Consider the following 18,826-nt stretch of genomic DNA (forward strand, 5'->3'; position numbering starts at 1 on the left):
ATTTATTTAATGTCATTAGATAAAAAAAATTCAATCAATAACATACTTGAAGAAAAGAGAATTTTCCCTCCATCAAAAAAATTTGCAGAAAACTCAAATATTAGTACTCAAGAAGAATTACTAAGTCTAAAAAAACAAGCATCAGACAATCCTATTCAATTTTGGGAATCTTTTGCAAAATCTGAATTGGATTGGTTTGAGCCGTTTCAAACTGTATTAGATAACGAAAATGCCCCCTTTTTTAAATGGTTCAAAGAAGGGAAACTCAATATTACATATAACTGCTTAGATAGACACATTAAGAGAGGGCTTGGAGGAAAGACTGCACTTATTTGGGAAGGAGAACCTGGAGATAGCAAAAAATATACTTATGAAGAGCTTCTAAAAGAGGTATGTAAAGCAGCTAATGCATTAAAAGCAATTGGTGTAAAAAAAGGAGATTTGGTGTGTATTTATATGCCGATGATTCCTGAAGCGATGTTTGCGATGTTAGCTTGTGCAAGAATTGGCGCCCCTCATTCAGTTGTCTTCGGAGGATTTTCTTCAGAAGCTTTAAAAGATAGGTTAATTGATGGAAACGCCAGATTTGTTATTACTGCTGATGGTGGCTTTAGAAAAGATAAGGTGATTGAACTTAAGAAAGCAGTTGATGCGGCCATTGAAAGTGGGGCAAATAAAGTTGTTGAAAAAGTAGTTGTTGTTCAACGGACTCAAAAAAATATTTCGATGGTTGATGATAGAGATTTTTGGTGGCACGAATTATTAAAAGATCAAAAAGATCATTGTGAACCAGAAATAATGAATAGCGAAGATAGACTTTTTATTCTTTATACTTCAGGCTCTACTGGAAAGCCCAAAGGTGTAGTTCATACTACAGGTGGTTATAATCTTTGGTCTCATTTGACATTTAAATGGATTTTTGACTTAAAAGATGACGATATTTACTGGTGTACTGCTGATGTTGGTTGGATTACAGGTCATAGTTATATAGTTTATGGGCCTTTATCTAATGGTGCTACAACCTTAATGTATGAGGGCGTGCCAAGACCCTCAAATTTAGGAGCTTTTTGGGAAATTGTTCAAAAATATAAGGTTTCTATTTTTTATACTGCACCAACTGCAATAAGAGCATTTATGAAGTCTGGGCGTGAAATACCTGATAAATATAATTTGGAAAGTCTCAGACTTTTGGGCACAGTTGGAGAACCAATTAATCCTGAAGCATGGATGTGGTACAAGGATGTTATTGGTAAAGATAAATGCCCTATTGTCGATACTTGGTGGCAAACTGAGACTGGTGGTGTGATGATAAGTCCCTTGCCTGGAGTCGTTGCTACAAAGCCAGGTTCAGCTACTTTTCCTCTGCCAGGAATCGAAGTTGAAATTGTCGATAAGAATGGAGACAAGGTTAAGGAGAACGAGGGTGGATATTTAATTATTAAGAAACCTTGGCCAGGAATGATGAGAACAATTCACGCAAACCCAGAGAGATATTTGGAGAGTTATTGGGAATATATTTCCTTTAAGGGAGAAAAAAATGTTTATTTTGCTGGAGATGGAGCACGCATTGATGAAGATGGATATATATGGATTATGGGAAGAGTTGATGATGTCATAAGTGTTTCAGGACATCGATTAGGAACAATGGAAATAGAATCTGCTTTGGTAAGTCATAAATCAGTTGCAGAGTCTGCAGTCGTTGGCAAAAAAGATGATTTAAAAGGTGAAGTTATAGTTGCTTTTGTATCTCTTGAGAAAGACGTGAACGGTTCTTCAGAATTAGTGGATAATCTAAAGAAACATGTTGTTAATGAAATTGGAATTATCGCAAAGCCTGAAAAAATTATAATCTCTGATTCTCTTCCGAAAACACGTAGTGGAAAAATTATGAGGCGAATTTTAAGATCTTTGGCTGCTGGAGAAAAAATTAGCGGTGATATAAGCACTCTTGAAGATAGTTCTGTTTTGGAAAAGCTGAAAGAATTATCCTAATTAGATTCATCGATTAAATTGGAAATTTTTTTTATAGTATTTCTTTTGAATTCATCATCGGCCCAGTCTCCTAAAAAATTTTCTCTTAGTCCTGCGCTTGCAATTATGGTGTGTGTACCTTTTAATATTACCCCCTGAGAATTATCTTCTTTTCTTGCTTTAAGACAAGAAAATAATTTATCTGTTTGATCTAATTCGTCTGAATTAAATTTTATTAGGAAGTTATTTTTTTGATTATATGTTTTTTCAATTAATCGCAAAGTTCTTTCGGGGCTTGGGCTGAATTCACTGTTGAATTCTAATTTTTGAGAAATTTGTTTCAATAATGGAATAGATTTGTTAGCACTGAAGTTATTAAAACTTATTGATATGAATTTTTCGCAATTTCTTCCACCATCAGGGGAAATTAGATGAAGTTTGCAGCCTAGGCTATGACCAATTCTTATTGAAGGAATTGATCCTCCTATTCTATTGGATAAAGATATTCGACAATTCTTGAAATCCCTCCATGCTTTAATAGCAAGTTGTTGGTGATCGAATTGTGGAGTGTATTTATATGCATGTACTGCATAGTTTTTATTAATTAAACTCTCTATGAATCTTTTATAAGTTAAATCTGGTTTAGAGGCTAGATAACTTCCACCAATAAATTCCACAACTTTTTTAGGATTTGAAGGCCAATAACAAAAATTATTAAATTGATATTTTGTAAAAGTCATCTTTCATAAACTAAAAATGTTTTAAAAATTTATTTTCTAATCATTTTTCTTAATTTATATTAATTTAAGAGAAATTTTTATTAAATGCGTCAAGATAAATTAAAGTGTTCTCAGCTAATTGGATCTATCTAACAAAAAAGAATTAAATCAATTGGATATTCTTCAGGGTCAAGTTATCAGTTATCCCTCTGAAGAGAGAGTTGCTAATCAAAATAAGAAAATTGAAAAAATTTTAATTCTTGATACTGAAACAACAGGTTTAGACGAAAATAAAGATGAAGTGATAGAGATAGGTTGTATTTTGTTTGATGTATCTTTTAAGTGCGTGCTTTCACAAGTTTCTTTTTTATTCCCAGTTAATAATAATGAAGCCGAACATGTGAATGGTATATCTGCTGAAGTAACTAATATCTCTCAACCATGGGAAGATGGATTGAATTTCTTTCTGAAACTTGTTGATTGTTCGGATTTCATTGTTGCGCATAATGTAGAGTTTGATAAGAAATGGTTTGGGAAAGGAAGATTGCCTAATCTTAATAAAAAATGGATATGCAGTTTAGAGGATATTAATTGGTCTTTCCAAAAATCACTAAAAACAAGACCTTCAGTAACCGATCTAGCCCTATCTTTTTCAATACCAGTTTGGAATTTACATAGAGCCTTATCTGATTGTATTTACATATCAGAGGTCTTCAAAAAATGTGATAATTTAGATGAACTGTTACTTAAAGCTACTGAACCGAGGTTTTTATACAAGGCATTGGTTAGCTATGAAGATAGGTCTTTAGCTAAAAATGCTGGGTTTAAATGGAATAATCCTGTGCAAGGAGCTTGGTCTAGAAAATTAACTACTGATGAGGCAAAAAATCTTGATTTTAGAGTGGAGATTTTGAATTAATACTCAATAATTTTATTGAATAAGAAAATATTTAGTGCATCTTACAAGGCATCCATTTATTACCCATTTTATGTGCTCCAATACATCCGTATTTTGAAGCAGCCTTTTCAGCTTCTTCTTTAGTGTTAAAAAGGCCTGAGATAATTTTTCCCTTGCTTGAATTTGAAGTTTGTTTGGAATGATTATGATGATTGTTGTGAGAATTAGGTGAATACTCCCATATTCCCATAGTAGTAACCCCAGCAGAGATAATTCCCATCCCCACTACTGATAAATTAACTATTCCCATCGCTACTGCACCAAAAGATAATACACCCATTGGGACTACTCCAATACTTATTACTCCCATTGGCACTATTCCTATTGAAACTATACCGAGAGGTGCTATTCCAAAAGCAATTTTTTTTGGCTTTGTACCGCAATGTTGATTCTCGTTATTTTTATTAATTTCCAATAGTTTTTTTAAATGTTAAATTAAAATTATCTCACAAAACAACTAATCAAAGATTAATTTCTAATTGAACTAAAAATTTTGAATTATTTTCTAGAACTTTGAATAACTTAAAAAATCTTAGAGGAACAATCGACCTATTGCCTGATCAATTAATAAAGTGGCAAAACGTTGAGAAAATTTTATTAGAGCAGCTTGCAAGAGCATCTATCAAAGAAATAAGAACACCAATATTGGAAATGACCGAATTATTTATAAGAGGAATTGGTGAAGGAACAGATGTTGTTAGTAAGGAAATGTATACTTTCCTTGATAGGGGGGAGAGATCCTGCACCCTTAGGCCTGAAGGAACAGCCTCCGTTGCGAGAGCGTTAATACAAAATGGATTATCTTCTAATCTTCAGAAGCTTTGGTACATGGGGCCTATGTTTCGATATGAAAGACCTCAAGCAGGTAGGCAAAGACAGTTTCATCAGTTGGGTGTTGAGTTTATAGGATACGATTCAGTTAGAAGTGATGTTGAAATTATTGCTTTAGCTTGGGATATCTTAGGTAAATTAGGAATAAAAGAACTTAATCTTGAAATAAATACTTTGGGCGATCTTAATGATAGATTAAATTTTCAAAAATCCTTTTTAGAATGGCTAGAAATAAATAAAAATTCTCTAGATTTAGATTCTCAGAATAGGATTACTAAAAATCCCTTAAGGATTTTGGACTCTAAGAATATTCAAACACAAAAAGCTCTAGAGAATGCTCCAAGATTATTTAATTTTTTATCTGAAGAAAGTCATAAAAGATATTCAGACTTAAAAAAAAATTTAGAGGTTTTAAAAATACCTTATGTGGAAAATTTTAATCTTGTACGAGGTTTGGATTACTACACCCATACAGCTTTTGAAATTACTAGTGGGGCTCTAGGCTCCCAAGCAACTGTTTGCGGAGGAGGAAGATACGACGATTTAATAAAACAAATGGGAGGGCCAAATACCCCAGCAATTGGTTTCGCTATTGGTTTAGAAAGATTAATTTTACTCGCAGGGAAAGAGCTTGAAATTCCAAGAAATACTGATATTTATATCATTAATCAAGGCTTAATTGCTGAATCATTAGCAATGGATTTATCTAGAAAATTGAGAAATTATGATTTGTTAGTTGAATTGGATTTAAGCGGAGCCTCATTCTCTAAACAGTTTAAAAAGGCAAATAAACTAAAATCTAAAAGCGTTATTGTTATTGGTGATGATGAAGCAGTGAATGGAGAATTTATTATAAGGCTCTTTGATCGATCAGTTAATGAGAATGAAGAAGAGGTTATATCTTTTGGAAATGATATTAACTTGGAAAAGTGGATAAACAATAACTTACTTATAAAGAGATGTTCTTGAAGATAGTGATAATTTTTGCTTTCATATTTATTTTTGTTAATTTAAGAAACTTTCTTAAATTAAATAGAAAACAAAAAGTTTTTAAGTCAAAAAAAATAATTACTTTCAATAAGAAGAATTTTAATAATTGGATGAATTTAACTAAAAAAGAAAGGTATAACTTATCAAAACAAGATTCTGTTAACTATATGGATAGAAGAAAACTATTATTAGATGAAATTAGAAAAGAATATAAAAAAATATCTAGAGAAAATTTTGAGGGGAACATTAACAAAAAATAATTTTGAAAAATTACTGGACTTCTATTAAACCTATAAATGGATTAAGACATTTTGTTTTGGTAAATGAAACTAAAGAAAAAGGAAATATTATTTTTTTGATGGTTTCTGTACTTGATTCTGAGATTAACTTAAGAGCAACTTACGAAGAATTAATAAATAGTGGAAATTGGTGCGAGGGCTGGATCAATCTTCCAAAGCTTCAATCGATTACTGAAGAATATTTTGATTATAAATCCAACAATAGAGAAGAGTGTATTGATGATGTATTCATTAATGAAGATTCTTTATTTAATATTTCTTAATTAGATATGAATCTTTCAAATCTTTTTTCTTTATAAATACTGGGATTTTCTTACTTAATAATTATTTAAAAATTTTACCCCTTTCAAAAAAATAAAATTAACGTTATTAAGGATTAATAATATTTACATAATTCAATGTTAGGGGAAATATGGAGCTCATCTGAGTTGACTGCTAAAAAATTTGGAATAACTGAAATCAAACTCTCTTTTTTACGTGAAAATGGAATACTCAAGCCTGGGATTCATTGGAAAAGCTCTCCACTAGGTCAGAAAAAACCTTGGAACCCCAAAGCACTTTATAATATAAATAAGTGTAGAAAAATAATCAATAAATTTTATTTTGAAGAAAACTATGATGTCGCGGCCTGAAAATAATATTTTTTGAAGATTAATTTGGGGAAATATATAAAATCTTTATTCGATTAAGTTCTCATCCTCACAATCAATCAAAGTGTTTTGCAAGGTTGGATATAAGTTAATCATATTTATATATTGTTTTGATTTTCTGTAGGATTTTGCAGCCTTTTTGTAATGAACTTCCGATTTCATTTCTAGTGAAAATTTTCTAGAAGACTCTTGAGAAGTAGTCATAATAATAAATGTCTTATCCCATATTTAATAATTCTTTGAATATGAGGCAATAAATATCATGTTGTAATGAAACAAAATATCTTTTAATGTCAGCAAAATGAAATTTATTTAACTTATTTGAATCTAAAAATACTTTTTTATTTGATAGGACTTATATCTCTAAGAATAATTTTTCTCCATTAAATCTACCTTTTTTGCTATTGGAATGCCTTTTGGAGATTTCTCGTTTAGTAATAGTTAGGATTACTAACCTTTACAATTTTGTTATGAATTCAACTGTTTGGTGAAATATAAAGTATTCTCAAAACGTTTAAGCTAATCAATTCCTAAATGCAAACCTATGGAAATCCAGATACTACCTATGGATGGTGGGCTGGTAATTCAGGTGTAGCAAATCGCTCAGGAAAATTTATTGCTGCTCATGTAGCTCATGCAGGATTAATTGTTTTCTGGGCGGGTGCTTTCACCCTTTTTGAACTTTCACGATTTGACCCCAGTGTCCCAATGGGTCATCAACCTTTAATCGTTCTTCCTCATTTAGCAACTCTTGGAATAGGGTTTGATGCTAATGGCGTTGCGATGGGAGATACTAAACCTGTTCTAGCGATAGCAATAGTTCACTTAGTTTCTTCTATGGTTTTAGCAGCAGGTGGACTTTTACACTCTTTACTTCTTCCTGGAAATCTAGAAGATTCCGATGTAGCAAGAGCTAGAAAATTCAATATTGAATGGGATAATCCAGACAAATTGACATTTATTCTTGGTCACCATCTAATTATTCTTGGTTTCGCAGTTATCGCTTTTGTTGAATGGGCAAGGGTTCATGGAATTTATGATCCAGCTATCGGTTCTGTAAGACAGGTTGAGTATGAATTAAATTTGGCCAAAATTTGGAATCACCAAACAGACTTTTTGACTATTGATAGTCTTGAAGAAGTAATGGGAGGTCATGCTTTTCTTGCTTTCGTTGAGATCACTGGTGGTGCTTGGCATATTGCTACTAAGCAAGTTGGTGAATATACCAAATTCAAAGGTAAAGGACTTCTTTCTGCAGAAGCTGTTCTTTCATGGTCACTAGCTGGTATAGGCTGGATGGCTATTATTGCAGCCTTCTGGAGTGCAGCTAACACTACAGTTTATCCAACTGAATTCTTTGGTGAACCACTTCAATTGAAGTTTAGTATTTCTCCTTATTGGGTAGATACTGTTGATCTTCCTGATGGTGAATACACTTCAAGGGCATGGTTAGCTAATGTTCATTATTATTTTGGATTCTTCTTTATTCAAGGTCATCTATGGCACGCTTTAAGAGCACTAGGCTTTGATTTCAAGAGAGTTACAAATGCTATCAGTAATATTGATAGCGCAACAGTTACTCTTAAAGATTAATTTTAAAATTTTATTACCAATATCAAAAGGCTCCTATAATAGGAGCCTTTTTTATTTGAAAAATTTTGTTTATTAATTTAGATTTAGAATTATATGTTTTTGAAATCATTGAATATTTTTTCGATACATAATAAAGAAATTTTTTCAAATTCTCTATTAATAAGTTTTTTGGGATTGTTAATTATATTTTTTTTGTTAATTTTTGGGAGAAAATTAAAACTAGCTGTTCAACTTGAGAGATTTGGATTGCCAATAGCAGTTATATCAGGAATTTTAGGTATATCTATAGGTCCATTTGGAGCGATACACTTTTTGCCAAAAGAAACAATCAATGTTTGGAGTGATTTTCCTACTCCTCTTTTATCATTGGTTTTCGCAACTTTAATGATGGGAAGACCTATTCCAAATATAAATGGTTTAGTTAAACCAATTTTTAATCAATTTCTATTGGCTCTTTCCCTAGGTTTTGGACAATTTTTCGTTGGTGGTTTAGTTGTTAAATATTTTTTGTCTCCATCTATGGATGCAAATCCTCTAATGGGATGTTTAATAGAGGTTGGCTTTGAGGGTGGTCATGGAGCTGCAACAATAATTGGCGAAAGCTTTAATAAACTAGGTTTCCCAAATGGTTTAGATCTTGGTTTGGCTATGGCAACAATGGGTCTTTTAGCCTCTTCAATATTGGGCAGCATTTTTATTTTTCTTGGGAGAACTTTAGGACTTTCAGATACTGAGGAAATTCTTGAACAAAAAGATAACACAAAGGAAAAAAATAAGTCAGGACTTTTTGCAGATTTAAGAATTCTTATAATTAATCTTGGATTCTCGGGGTTGGCAATTTCTTTTGGTGTTTTGTTACTTGAATTTTTAAAGTATATTTCAAGTTCTTTTGGTGATTTTTCGAAGGAAATTATTTTTTCACTACCAGTATTCCCTTTTATCCTTATAGGTTCGCTCCTTATTAGATATATTTTAGAGAAAACCAAAAATACAGAATTTATTTCAAATATTCTGCAAAGGGAGATTGGTATTCTATCCACAGACTTATTGATTTTTACAGCTATGGCGAGTTTAGATATTGCAGTTGTTTTTGATAACTGGAAACTCATTTTAGTGTTTACTATTTTCGGTTTATTTTGGAATTTAATCTGTATTGCTTATTTTGCATACTTTATTTTTGATGATTATTGGTTTGAAAAAAGTTTGATAGAGTTTGGAAATTCTACAGGTGTAGTAGCTTCTGGCTTACTTCTTTTAAGGCTTGCAGATCCTAAAAATATTTCTAAGACTTTACCAATTTTTACGTCAAAACAGCTATTCGCTCAGTTAATCCTTTCTGGAGGACTATTCACAGTTCTTGCACCATTAATGATTTCTAAAATTGGTTTAGATTTTTGGACAGAAATTTGTGCCCTAATTACATTCGCAATTCTTTTTATTGCATTGATTTTTAATAAAGTAGAGATGAAAAATTTTCAATAATAACTCTAGAATGGTAAAAGCTTAAATTTTATTTTAATGTCATTTACTCCCTACGATATTCCACCTCAAGAAAATAAAGGCAAGTGGTTTAGGAGTCATTTACTAGGAAGGGAAATCGAACTTGGAGAATTGTATAGCCTTGGATCAAATGATTTAGATTTGCTTATGGCGGAGACCGCAGAAATCAGAAGCGATCTTGATTTTAAGGAAAAAAATATAGGCAAATTTAGGACTGCAGGATATTTTTTAGAGTTAGCAAGAATAATTGAGAAAAGAAAGTTGTTAGAAAGTTAATTATATGGGAAATAATTCTTTCGAGAATTTGGTTCCCATAATTCGTATTTATACATTAAGGATTTAAAGTCTCTATTTTTCTCAAACGAATCTAACCAGTTTTTTATTGAAGATTCAAAATAATTTGTTCTTTTTTGACTTTCACAAGCGATTCTAAATTGTCTTACAAAAGGCCAAATAGACCAATCAGCGATTGTGGGGCTATCTCCAAAAAAGTATTTGTTTTCTACAAGAAGTTCGTTCCATCTTTTTATAAATTTAATCGCATTTGTGAAATGAAATTCTTCATCACTATTCTCATATCTTGTGGCATATTTAAATCGATCTAAATGATATTTGAATTCGTTATCGTTTTCATTAATTATTTCAAAAATATTGTCTTTTTTGTTCTCAGGTAAATAAATTAATTTGATATTTTCCTTTTTTGACTCTGAAAGAGCCCACATGATGATTTCAAGACTTTCTTCAATAACTTCACTATTTTTTTTTATGAGTATTGGAACCGTTTTCGTCTTTGAATTATTTAAAAAATCTAGAGGTTTATTTTTTAAATCAATTTCTCTTATCTCTACTTTTATTTCACAAATTAATAGGGCCCATCTTGCACGAATAGCATATGGACATCTTCGAAATGAATATAAAATATCGTTTTTCATATTGTAAAAACTTTTAATTTCCTTAATTCTTTTAGTATTATCTAAGTAGGAACAGTATTAATTTTACAACGCAAATGTCGGGATATGTTTACCTTATTAGAGTGGGAGACCTTTATAGGATTGGGAAAACGGATAATCTTGAAAAGAAAATTAAGAAATTAAAGCCAGATGAATTATTAACATCAATCATGACAAAGGAACCGGGAACTCTTGAAGCAAGATTACTAAGAAAATATAAGTCGCAAAGAATTCCTGAAACTGGTTATTTAAAGCTTTCTAAAAGACAAATTAGAGAATGTAAAAAGCAATTTGAATTAAAGGGAAGCTTACCTCACACTTTAGATGCTGAAGTTTCCATTACTCTATTTGCATCTTTTTTATTGTTTTCATTAAGTTCCATTATTTTTAATTATTTAAATTTTGGATTTGTAAAATCTGTATCTTATTCTTTCGGAATGGCATCTTTGCCAATGGTTATATTATTTATTACAGGTAGTTTTGGAGGATACTTTTCTGAAGATTTATCTCTTTTTTCATTGTTAACTAATCGAATTAAAGGTTTATTTATTGCAATTGCAATGCTTTCAATGGCTTACTTAATTTTCAACTTAGGTTAAATTTCATAATTACAATTTAAGGCAATTTCAAATGGAACTGATTGGGTAGGTAACTTCAGAATAGTTGAGCAGATTTCAGCAATATCTTCAGGTTGTGTCATGCTTGATTTATCTAGTGAAGAGATATTTTGGGCCATTTTTGTATTAACCCAGCTTGGACAAATTGCTGAAACCCTTATATTTTTATCCCAACCTTTATTTTTCATCGTTTGGCATAATCCCATCAAAGCAAACTTTGAAGAAGAATAAGCGGCTAAATCGCCTTTAGATCTTTTCCCACTCATTGAAACTAAAACAATAATTCTTCCTCTGCCTGAGGTACATAAATGATCCCAAGAAAGCCTACATAAATTCCAAATTGCCAAAAAATTGATATTTAATGTATTTAAAATATCTTCTTCATCACCATCTTTGTATAAGAAAGGAACTTTTGATAATACTCCAGAACAATTTACTATTGAATCAAATCCTCCAAACATATTTACGGTGTTTTTTATCCAATTTTCGGCTGTAATTTTTTTTAATGCATCATAGTGATTGATTATAATTCTCCCTTCTGGCCATTTATTTGGATCAATAGCACTTCCTTTTAATGATTCTAAATCTCTTATGCCAATGCTAATTCTATTGCCTTCCTTTAATTCTTTATGTGCAATATTTAGTCCAATACCACTACTAGCTCCACTTATTAGTATTGTTCTCATTTTTGGACTATATATTTGGAAATATTATCCTAAGTAACATTTTAAATTCTTTACCATGCATAACCATAAGACCTTTCTTTACACTCCATGGAGCCTTTATAAACATTACGCACATCGCATATACAATCTCTTTTAAGGAAAGAGTATCAGTTAGAAAACCATACCATTGGTTTTTAGGTAGTTGGAAAAAACTGCCAAAAAATTCTCTTAATAGTTTCTCGTCAAACCTCATGAGTTTTTCTAATCCAAATTGGTAAAGTGATTTCTTCCTAATTAATTCTTTTGACCATAAAGTTTCCCAACCTTTTCTAGCAATATGATAAGTACTTAGATTTTTGTTTTTTATTGCTTCTGAGACTGCCTTAGCTACAAGAGGAGCTCTTCTTAAAACATTACCAATTAAATATCCAGATGCAGGATGTACCATTGAAGCAGCACCACCATATCCAAGTATTTGTTGTTTGAAATCTGGGATTGGCATATTCATAGGGAGAAACAAGCCTAGCTCTTCATGTTGCATGCTTGTGATTGATATATTTCGATAAGAAAGCCTCTTCTCTAGTCTCTCTTTTAAATTTTCCATTGTTAGAGGATTTACTAAACCAAGAGATGTCTCTTCAAGAAAATATTTCCCATCACCCATATCCATGGCATAAAGAAAAGTGGGCGGTTCTTTTTTTTGCTCATCGTTAAGATGGTCATTTCTATAGTCCATTAATACAAACTGCCCTTTCTTAAGTGGAGGTTTACTAAAATTACCTACTATCCCATAACAAGTTTGGACTGCTAAGGGTCCACAGGATTTTAATTTAAGAAAAACAGGATCATATCCTGTTGCATCTACTACTAATCTTGCAGAGTAAGTATTGCCATCTTTTGTAGTTACTGTACTTTTGTATTTTTCAAAGTGTATTTTGTTTGCATAGCCTTGATGCCATTTAATAAGAGCCTTATCACATTCATTAAACCAATAATTGTGAAGTTTCTTTTTATCAAATAGTCCATAATCTAGTGAATGTTCCGTGGCTTTATTCTCGTCGTCCTGCTCTTCTAATGCGCCATGCCCAAAAAAACTTACAGTATTCTTCCATCTATATTCAAGTAAATCCTGAAGCCCGAGTTGATCAACTTCTTCCCCCCAAATGCCATATGTGTTTGGCCAAGGTTCATCTGGTCCATTTGGAGAAAGCACTTCAACATCTAATTTTTCTTTCCCTAAAGCTGAGGCAATTGCCATACCTGCAGGCCCCGCACCCAAAACAAGAACATCTGGCAAGTTTTCTTCTGACATTAAATATAAATCTTATGATTAAAGAAATTTAGGCAACAAGTTATTAACTCTGCACTTAAGATTATATATTTCATCCAATGCTGATAATGAGAGTAGATTAATAATAATCAAATTACTCAATTACTAGTGACTAAGTTTTCAGTGTTTTAACAATAATTTATAAGATTACAAAATAAAAAATAATTAAAAATTTTTTTTATTATAAAAAATACATTGCAAGTTAAATGATTAAAAATAAAAATATTTTAATTACTGGAGGTAATTCAGGTATAGGTCTTTTTGCTATTATTAATTTACTAAAGAAGAAAAATAATTTATACGTTGTAATAAAATCTGAATTAGGAAAGAATGAATTTCTCAAAACAATTGAGAAATATTTTGATAAAAATTACCTAAGTAAATATTTAAATATTATAGAAAATTGTGATCTTTCAAATCTAGAGAATATTATAAAAATTAAGGATTACTTTATTAGTAAAAAGATTTTTTTAGATGTTTTTGTATTAAATGCAGGATTGCAATATACGGGTTCTTTTTACCCAAAAGTATCAAAACAAGGCATAGAACTAACTTTTGCAGTTAATCATCTTGCACATTTTTACTTAGTGAAAATCTTAAAAGATTTAGTTAAAGATAATGAAGAATCTAGAATCATTATCACATCATCAGATGTACACGATCCCAAAAGCCCAGGTGGAAATATAGGAAAAAAAGCAGGGCTTAATAATCTAGTTGATTTTAGAAAAAAAGTTACGGGTCAATTTTTAAATTTTAATGCTGATGAATCTTATAAAAATAGTAAGTTATGTAATATTTTGTTTGCTAAAGAACTTGCAAAAAAATTAAAAATATCCTCTAGTAAAATTTCTGTAATTGCTTGGGCTCCTGGTCTCGTAATACCAAATGATGATTCAGGTTTTTTTAGATATAGTAAACGTTTTAATCTCTTTGGATATTTAATTTTTTCTAAAGTCGCAAAAAATATTTTAGGAATTTCTGAAAGTTTAGAAAATGCTGGAAAGATTCTTTCTCAGATTGTTCTTGATTCTAATTTAAATAATGTTGGTTTCATATATTTAAGTAATAAACTTATAGGTAGAAAAAAACATAAATTAGTTGAAAGTAATGTTAGTGATGAAGCTAATAGTGATGAGTTGGCTTCAAAACTTTGGATTTTAAGTGAAGATATTTGCCGATCATTTGGATTTGTTACTCTCAATATTTAAGGTTTGGGTTGGAAATGCAAACTCTATATTATTGGCTGCAAATTCCTCAATAATTTTTAAATTTATAGATTGTTGAGCTTCCATCGCAGCAAGATAATTATTTGTGGGTATGTAATAAACAAGTTCGAAATTAAGGCTGAAGTCTCCAAAATCTGTGAAATGACATCTATCAAAAGATGCATCTTTTGTCTCTTCGATTATTTTTTTAATTATTGTTGGAATCAATTTCATAAGTTCTGGAGAGGTTTCATAAACAACTCCCAATTTATGCACTAACCTCCTTTTCTTCATTTGTGCGTAATTTGAAATTATCCCATTTGTTAGAGCGCTGTTGCTCATTACTATTACTTCTCCATTAATACTTCTTATCCTTGAGGACCTTACTCCAACCCTCTCAACCATTCCTAATACTCCATCAGATTTAATAAACTCACCTTTTTGAAAAGGTTTATCAAGCAAAATTGTTATATATTCAAAAAACTCCTGAACTGGATCTTTCAAAGCTAATCCTGCTCCAATACCACCTGCACTTAGTAAAGCCCAAATGGCAGTCATTTGAACTCCTATATTTTGTAAGAAAAATATTGATCCAATAGTCCATGTTAATGCTTTTATCAAAGGAGTTAGCGAAGATATCATTGAACTTATTGAGGAATCATTGATTTTCGATGTTGATTCTGTTAAAGATCTTATTAAAACTTTGTTGAGTGCTTTTATTATGATTATTAATATAAATAATTTCAGAATATTCAATAAGACAGAGATAAAAGTTATTTCATTAGCAAAAAAATAGTCAATTGAAAAATAAAATGAGAGGAGGAAACCTATGGGTTTAATAATTCCTAAGATTACCTCAAAAATAAAATCATCGAAATTTGTTTTTGTCCTTTTGGAGATTTTTTTAAAAAATATTTTTGAAAGTTTAGAAATTATTATTGACAATAAAATTCCAATAAAAAAAATAGATATTGCCAAAAGGAAGTTTTCAGTAACTAATTTCATATTCAGATAAACTCTAAAAATAAATCTCTAATAGAATTTTAAATTATCTCTAAAAAACAAACCAGTCTTAAATTACTTCAACTCATTATTATATTTCTAATTTCTTTAAATTCTTTTCTATCCGCAGTTTTGCATAATTCAAAAATTATTGATTCAGTAGTTGTTAAGATCGCCCCCTTTTGTGTCATTCGTTGTAATGCTATTTCATGATCTGCCTTATTTCGACTGCCCATGGAATCTGATATGAGAAAAACTTCAAATCCTTTTTTTAAAAAATCTAAGACTGTTTGTTGAATACAAATATGGGTTTCGATACCACAAACTATTAAATTAGTAACTTTCTTATTTTTAAGTTCTTTTGTAAATTCTTCTATTTTAGCTAGGCTAAATTCCATTTTTTCAATTTTTCTAAATCCAGCTTTGGGTAATAATTCAGTTATAGTCCCCCCCAATTTGAGCGGGTTCTGTTCAGATACAAATATGTTTTCTTCTAAAATTTGGTATGCATACAATAGCTTTTTGCCATTTTTGATTATTAAATCCTTATTGAATATTGGTCTTATTATCTTTTCCTGAACATCAATAATTAGCAAAGCGTTTACTGTCGATGATACTTTATCGGAAGAAATTTCATGATCCTTCATTATTCATATATAAATATACATTTAACATAATATTTTGAAGAACTTTAGTAAACATTTTAAATCAAAAAGTTGTTTTACTCTCATCTAGAGTTATTATTGAGAATAGCCATAGGTTAATTCTTGTCATTATCCTCGCAGTTCAATATTATTACATCCCCTCTTGGTGATGGTTTACATAAAGATGGGAAGAGGCTAACTCCTCAGAGACTAAAGGTTCTTAACTTATTTGAAAATATTGGTTCTGGAAAGCATCTTAGTGCTGAAGAGGTTCATGAAAAGTTAGTTAAATCAAGTTCCAAAGTTTCACTCGCAACAATTTATAGAACTTTAAGGCTTTTGGTACAAATGGGTTTACTTCATGAATTAGAACTCAGTGAGGGTGGGCACAGATATGAATTGCTTAGTAACGACACACCTGACCATCATCATTTAATTTGTATTAGGTGTGGAAGAACAGAAGAATTCGAAAATGACGAAGTTTTAGAAGCAGGAAAAGTTGCAGCAAAAGTTAATGGATTTAAACTAATTGAATCATCTTTAAATGTAAGAGCTATATGTCCTAATTGCATTTAGCAGATTTTATTAACTTAAAGTCCCTCCGCAACTTGATCCTGCACCTGCAGTGCATGCAAAACAATGTTCTTTTACCGCCACATCGTAGTCAAAAGTAAATGATTCATCTAATAAATCATAAAGTGTTTTTGGTCCTTTATTTTCTCGGAAATTTATCTGTTGGTTAAAGTCACAATCATAAATTTCTCCTAGCCAATTTACACTAATAGTCTTTTTGCACATAAGATTTTCTAAATTTTTTTCATTAAAATTTTCTTTTAGTAATTTGTAATAAGTATTTAGTTTCCCTTCTCTTCTTAGAGATTCTTCATATCTATTTATTGGCATATTAGTTATTGTGTATAAATTATCAAAAAAAATATTATATTTTTCAAATAGTATTTTTTTATAATCCTTTTCCAATTTTTTCTGAGAAGGAGGAAGAATTGGGTTTACAGGATTGTAAACAAGATTTAGTTGCAATCCATTTTCTTTCTTTCCATAGCCTAGATCATTAAGAATTTTTATAGCATTAATACTTTTTTCAAAAACCCCGATACCTCTTTGAAGCTCAACATTATCTTTTTCGTAACAGGGTAGCGAGGCAGTAATTATTACTCTATTTTTTGCAAGAAATTGAGGAAGATCTTCATAACCTTTTTCAAAGAAAATTGTTAAATTGCATCTGTCGATTATATTAACTTGTTTTGTGCTTAAACAAGTTATTAGGTTTTTAAATTCTGGGTGAAGTTCTGGCGCACCACCTGTTATATCTAAAGTCTTGATTTTGTACTTATCAATTATTTTTGGAATAAGAGATATTATTTCATTGGACATCTTTTCAGTTCTTAAAGGACTTGAATTGACATGACAATGCTTACAAGCCTGATTACATTTATAACCTATATTAATTTGCAATGTTTCTATAGGTTCTTTATATATTGAAGGGAATTTTTCTTTCATAAATTTATTATTTATAAATTGTAATTCGAAAATTAAAAAGTCAACTATTTTTTTTTAAATTTTGATCTCTTATTAGCAAGTTCAATAAACCAACTTATATATTCTTTGGGACCATTTTGAAAAACCATATCAAACTTTAAATTGTCATAAGAATCACTGATCCCTGTTAAACCAGTTTTTTTTGTAGAAGGTCTTTCAACTTCACCAGAACTACTATCTACAAAAATTATTTTATTATTAATACCAAATTCATTACCTAATATTTGTACAAATTCTAAAAAAGATCTGTCACTTCCTCCTCTTAAATAATTTTTCTCACCATTATTTTTTTTTGATGTTACTGTATCACCAACACCTACAATCAAAGGCATATCTCCTATTTGAATAGTTCTTTTACATAAATTAATTTTTTCCGTAATAGAATTTGGAGAGTTTCTAAAATTAAAATTACTTCCAAAAGGAGCTTTACCAGTTTTATCCTCAATAAATTTATTTAAAAGAAATAAAACTCCAGAATCTTTAACTGCTCCTTTAATAAGTAATTGTATGTCTGTTGATCCAATATCATCTTTAGAGGAAAGTTTAATTGTTTCCATACCGTTTTTATTTCCTAAATTTGGTGAAATATGAAGGAAAAATGAGTTTTTTAGACCTTCGGATTCAGCTTTGAAGATGATTTCATTCATCATTTTTTCAAAACTAGTTTGTATAAGCTTTCTTTTATCAGAATCATTGTGAACTAAATCAAATAGACTATTGAAATTAATCGTTGGCGAGAAGCGTGTTTCACATATTGATTTTACTGCGTGAAAATTGATATCTTCTTGGCTAAGTTCAGGAAAAATATTCTTAACTATAAAATTAAATTTTGGTCTTATTAAACTAGGTACTTTAGATAAAAAATTAAGTTCTTCTTTTGACACTCCTTCAAAACTTATTTTACCATTATTTTCTTGATACTCTACTCCACAGGCTGCTAAACCTCTTAAATATAGTTCTTTGTTTTTAGGCTCAGTAGTGCTCCTCAAACTCCTTTCTATTATTCTGTTAACCCCTCTTGCTCCTTCATGTTCCCCGCAAGTTAATACAAAGAATTCTTCGGCAAATTCTTTTACTGCATAGATATATTTTGATTCTAACTTTCTAGTCATTGGATCTTTAACTAAAGGTATACAAACCCCGTCAATATCTTGAATAATTAAGATATTTTTAGAAGAAATTAATTGTTTTTGTACTTTTAAATTACTTGCCATATTTTCCATAATATATATTTATTTCTCTTTTAATTTGATTTTCATTTTTCAAAGGAATTATAAATTAAAAAATTCAATATTTACAATAAATAATTTGCTATGGTCAAAAATTGCTTTAATGTAGAAAAATG

General features: G+C 30.3%; 22 protein-coding genes. 12 read left to right on the top strand and 10 right to left on the bottom strand.

The genetic code is table 11. The features are described 5' to 3' along the window. Positions 1-9 precede the first annotated feature (9 nt). Positions 10-1,992 carry an acetate--CoA ligase gene (gene acs, locus HA145_RS03220; protein ID WP_209127821.1) on the top strand — a complete coding sequence of 661 codons (1,983 nt, stop codon included), beginning with the start codon at positions 10-12 and terminating at the stop codon, positions 1,990-1,992. Here acs and HA145_RS03225 read toward each other — a convergent pair. Next, positions 1,989-2,711, bottom strand: a complete 723-nt coding sequence (locus HA145_RS03225; protein WP_209127822.1) for a DUF1350 family protein — start codon at positions 2,709-2,711, stop codon at positions 1,989-1,991. The genes acs and HA145_RS03225 overlap by 4 nt on opposite strands. A 118-nt stretch (positions 2,712-2,829) precedes the next feature. Between HA145_RS03225 and HA145_RS03230 the strand changes: the two genes are divergently transcribed. Next, on the top strand, positions 2,830-3,609 hold the full coding sequence (locus tag HA145_RS03230) for a 3'-5' exonuclease (RefSeq protein ID WP_209127823.1): 780 nt from the start codon (positions 2,830-2,832) through the stop codon (positions 3,607-3,609). A 31-nt stretch (positions 3,610-3,640) separates the two neighbouring features. Here the strand turns inward: HA145_RS03230 and HA145_RS03235 are convergent, their stop codons facing one another. Next, the gene (locus HA145_RS03235; protein ID WP_209127824.1) at positions 3,641-4,063 is read right to left on the bottom strand and encodes a hypothetical protein; all 423 of its coding nucleotides are present in this window, start codon (positions 4,061-4,063) and stop codon (positions 3,641-3,643) included. 98 nt (positions 4,064-4,161) lie between these two features. On the opposite strand from HA145_RS03235, the gene hisS reads away from it, so the two are divergent. The 4 genes from hisS to HA145_RS03255 all read left to right on the top strand — a co-directional run bounded on the left by hisS (position 4,162) and on the right by HA145_RS03255 (position 6,400). Further along, positions 4,162-5,448: a histidine--tRNA ligase gene (gene hisS, locus HA145_RS03240; protein WP_209127825.1), complete on the top strand. Its 1,287-nt coding sequence runs from the start codon at positions 4,162-4,164 to the stop codon at positions 5,446-5,448. Positions 5,449-5,579: 131 nt separating this feature from the next. Then, positions 5,580-5,729, top strand: a complete 150-nt coding sequence (locus tag HA145_RS09550; RefSeq protein ID WP_245151769.1) for a hypothetical protein — start codon at positions 5,580-5,582, stop codon at positions 5,727-5,729. Between the two features lie 2 nt (positions 5,730-5,731). After that, entirely contained in the window at positions 5,732-6,031 is a 300-nt protein-coding gene (locus HA145_RS03250; protein WP_209127827.1) for a TIGR02450 family Trp-rich protein, read from the top strand. Between the two features lie 135 nt (positions 6,032-6,166). After that, complete coding sequence (locus tag HA145_RS03255; protein WP_209127828.1) at positions 6,167-6,400, top strand: hypothetical protein; 234 nt, start codon at positions 6,167-6,169, stop codon at positions 6,398-6,400. A gap of 45 nt (positions 6,401-6,445) precedes the next feature. Here the strand turns inward: HA145_RS03255 and HA145_RS03260 are convergent, their stop codons facing one another. Continuing rightward, entirely contained in the window at positions 6,446-6,622 is a 177-nt protein-coding gene (locus tag HA145_RS03260) for a hypothetical protein (protein ID WP_209127829.1), read from the bottom strand. A gap of 330 nt (positions 6,623-6,952) precedes the next feature. On the opposite strand from HA145_RS03260, the gene HA145_RS03265 reads away from it, so the two are divergent. The 3 genes from HA145_RS03265 (at position 6,953) to HA145_RS03275 (ending at position 9,787) form a co-directional block, all read left to right on the top strand. After that, on the top strand, positions 6,953-8,011 hold the full coding sequence (locus HA145_RS03265) for a chlorophyll a/b binding light-harvesting protein (RefSeq protein ID WP_209127830.1): 1,059 nt from the start codon (positions 6,953-6,955) through the stop codon (positions 8,009-8,011). Positions 8,012-8,104: 93 nt separating this feature from the next. Beyond that, the gene (locus HA145_RS03270; protein WP_209127831.1) at positions 8,105-9,493 is read left to right on the top strand and encodes a sodium/glutamate symporter; all 1,389 of its coding nucleotides are present in this window, start codon (positions 8,105-8,107) and stop codon (positions 9,491-9,493) included. Between the two features lie 36 nt (positions 9,494-9,529). Continuing rightward, complete coding sequence (locus HA145_RS03275; protein ID WP_011862645.1) at positions 9,530-9,787, top strand: hypothetical protein; 258 nt, start codon at positions 9,530-9,532, stop codon at positions 9,785-9,787. On the opposite strand, the gene HA145_RS03280 is transcribed toward HA145_RS03275, so the two are convergent. After that, complete coding sequence (locus tag HA145_RS03280) at positions 9,784-10,443, bottom strand: glutathione S-transferase (protein ID WP_209127832.1); 660 nt, start codon at positions 10,441-10,443, stop codon at positions 9,784-9,786. The two genes, HA145_RS03275 and HA145_RS03280, sit on opposite strands and share 4 nt — an antisense overlap. Positions 10,444-10,517: 74 nt before the next feature. On the opposite strand from HA145_RS03280, the gene HA145_RS03285 reads away from it, so the two are divergent. Continuing rightward, positions 10,518-11,060, top strand: coding sequence for a GIY-YIG nuclease family protein (locus tag HA145_RS03285; protein ID WP_209127833.1), 543 nt, complete (start codon positions 10,518-10,520; stop codon positions 11,058-11,060). Here HA145_RS03285 and HA145_RS03290 read toward each other — a convergent pair. Continuing rightward, positions 11,057-11,764 (bottom strand): SDR family NAD(P)-dependent oxidoreductase, encoded by a 708-nt coding sequence (locus HA145_RS03290; protein ID WP_209127834.1) that lies wholly within the window; start codon positions 11,762-11,764, stop codon positions 11,057-11,059. The two genes, HA145_RS03285 and HA145_RS03290, sit on opposite strands and share 4 nt — an antisense overlap. Before the next feature lie 7 nt (positions 11,765-11,771). Then, complete coding sequence (gene crtL, locus HA145_RS03295; protein ID WP_209127835.1) at positions 11,772-13,055, bottom strand: lycopene beta cyclase; 1,284 nt, start codon at positions 13,053-13,055, stop codon at positions 11,772-11,774. A gap of 224 nt (positions 13,056-13,279) precedes the next feature. Here crtL and HA145_RS03300 point away from each other — a divergent pair, with 224 nt between their 5' ends. Next, positions 13,280-14,281 carry an SDR family NAD(P)-dependent oxidoreductase gene (locus HA145_RS03300; protein ID WP_209127836.1) on the top strand — a complete coding sequence of 334 codons (1,002 nt, stop codon included), beginning with the start codon at positions 13,280-13,282 and terminating at the stop codon, positions 14,279-14,281. Here HA145_RS03300 and HA145_RS03305 read toward each other — a convergent pair. Together HA145_RS03305 and HA145_RS03310 are read right to left on the bottom strand one after the other, a co-directional pair. Further along, positions 14,252-15,283: a mechanosensitive ion channel family protein gene (locus HA145_RS03305; RefSeq protein WP_209127837.1), complete on the bottom strand. Its 1,032-nt coding sequence runs from the start codon at positions 15,281-15,283 to the stop codon at positions 14,252-14,254. The genes HA145_RS03300 and HA145_RS03305 overlap by 30 nt on opposite strands. Positions 15,284-15,360: 77 nt before the next feature. Further along, entirely contained in the window at positions 15,361-15,927 is a 567-nt protein-coding gene (locus tag HA145_RS03310; RefSeq protein WP_209127838.1) for a hydrolase, read from the bottom strand. Positions 15,928-16,047: 120 nt separating this feature from the next. Between HA145_RS03310 and HA145_RS03315 the strand changes: the two genes are divergently transcribed. Further along, positions 16,048-16,500 (top strand): Fur family transcriptional regulator, encoded by a 453-nt coding sequence (locus HA145_RS03315; RefSeq protein ID WP_209127839.1) that lies wholly within the window; start codon positions 16,048-16,050, stop codon positions 16,498-16,500. Between the two features lie 9 nt (positions 16,501-16,509). Here the strand turns inward: HA145_RS03315 and arsS are convergent, their stop codons facing one another. Continuing rightward, on the bottom strand, positions 16,510-17,442 hold the full coding sequence (gene arsS, locus HA145_RS03320) for an arsenosugar biosynthesis radical SAM (seleno)protein ArsS (RefSeq protein WP_209127840.1): 933 nt from the start codon (positions 17,440-17,442) through the stop codon (positions 16,510-16,512). 44 nt (positions 17,443-17,486) lie between these two features. Further along, positions 17,487-18,704, bottom strand: a complete 1,218-nt coding sequence (gene stpA / locus HA145_RS03325; protein WP_209127841.1) for a glucosylglycerol 3-phosphatase — start codon at positions 18,702-18,704, stop codon at positions 17,487-17,489. Between the last annotated feature and the right edge of the window lie 122 nt (positions 18,705-18,826).

Source organism: Prochlorococcus marinus XMU1411, assembly GCF_017696075.1.
In the GTDB taxonomy this organism is placed as follows: Bacteria; Cyanobacteriota; Cyanobacteriia; order PCC-6307; family Cyanobiaceae; genus Prochlorococcus_A; species Prochlorococcus_A marinus_V.

Excerpts from the sequence above, each read along its gene's own strand:
- crtL (WP_209127835.1), bottom strand. The coding sequence starts at position 13,055 with ATGTCAGAAGAAAACTTGCCAGATGTTCTTGTTTTGGGTGCGGGGCCT.
- HA145_RS03255 (WP_209127828.1), top strand. The coding sequence starts at position 6,167 with ATGTTAGGGGAAATATGGAGCTCATCTGAGTTGACTGCTAAAAAATTT.
- HA145_RS03310 (WP_209127838.1), bottom strand. The coding sequence starts at position 15,927 with ATGAAGGATCATGAAATTTCTTCCGATAAAGTATCATCGACAGTAAAC.
- HA145_RS03225 (WP_209127822.1), bottom strand. The coding sequence starts at position 2,711 with ATGACTTTTACAAAATATCAATTTAATAATTTTTGTTATTGGCCTTCA.
- HA145_RS03305 (WP_209127837.1), bottom strand. The coding sequence starts at position 15,283 with ATGAAATTAGTTACTGAAAACTTCCTTTTGGCAATATCTATTTTTTTT.
- HA145_RS03285 (WP_209127833.1), top strand. The coding sequence starts at position 10,518 with ATGTCGGGATATGTTTACCTTATTAGAGTGGGAGACCTTTATAGGATT.
- HA145_RS03265 (WP_209127830.1), top strand. The coding sequence starts at position 6,953 with ATGCAAACCTATGGAAATCCAGATACTACCTATGGATGGTGGGCTGGT.
- arsS (WP_209127840.1), bottom strand. The coding sequence starts at position 17,442 with ATGAAAGAAAAATTCCCTTCAATATATAAAGAACCTATAGAAACATTG.
- acs (WP_209127821.1), top strand. The coding sequence starts at position 10 with ATGTCATTAGATAAAAAAAATTCAATCAATAACATACTTGAAGAAAAG.
- HA145_RS03290 (WP_209127834.1), bottom strand. The coding sequence starts at position 11,764 with ATGAGAACAATACTAATAAGTGGAGCTAGTAGTGGTATTGGACTAAAT.
- HA145_RS09550 (WP_245151769.1), top strand. The coding sequence starts at position 5,580 with ATGAATTTAACTAAAAAAGAAAGGTATAACTTATCAAAACAAGATTCT.
- HA145_RS03275 (WP_011862645.1), top strand. The coding sequence starts at position 9,530 with ATGTCATTTACTCCCTACGATATTCCACCTCAAGAAAATAAAGGCAAG.
- HA145_RS03300 (WP_209127836.1), top strand. The coding sequence starts at position 13,280 with ATGATTAAAAATAAAAATATTTTAATTACTGGAGGTAATTCAGGTATA.
- HA145_RS03270 (WP_209127831.1), top strand. The coding sequence starts at position 8,105 with ATGTTTTTGAAATCATTGAATATTTTTTCGATACATAATAAAGAAATT.
- stpA (WP_209127841.1), bottom strand. The coding sequence starts at position 18,704 with ATGGAAAATATGGCAAGTAATTTAAAAGTACAAAAACAATTAATTTCT.
- HA145_RS03260 (WP_209127829.1), bottom strand. The coding sequence starts at position 6,622 with ATGACTACTTCTCAAGAGTCTTCTAGAAAATTTTCACTAGAAATGAAA.
- HA145_RS03280 (WP_209127832.1), bottom strand. The coding sequence starts at position 10,443 with ATGAAAAACGATATTTTATATTCATTTCGAAGATGTCCATATGCTATT.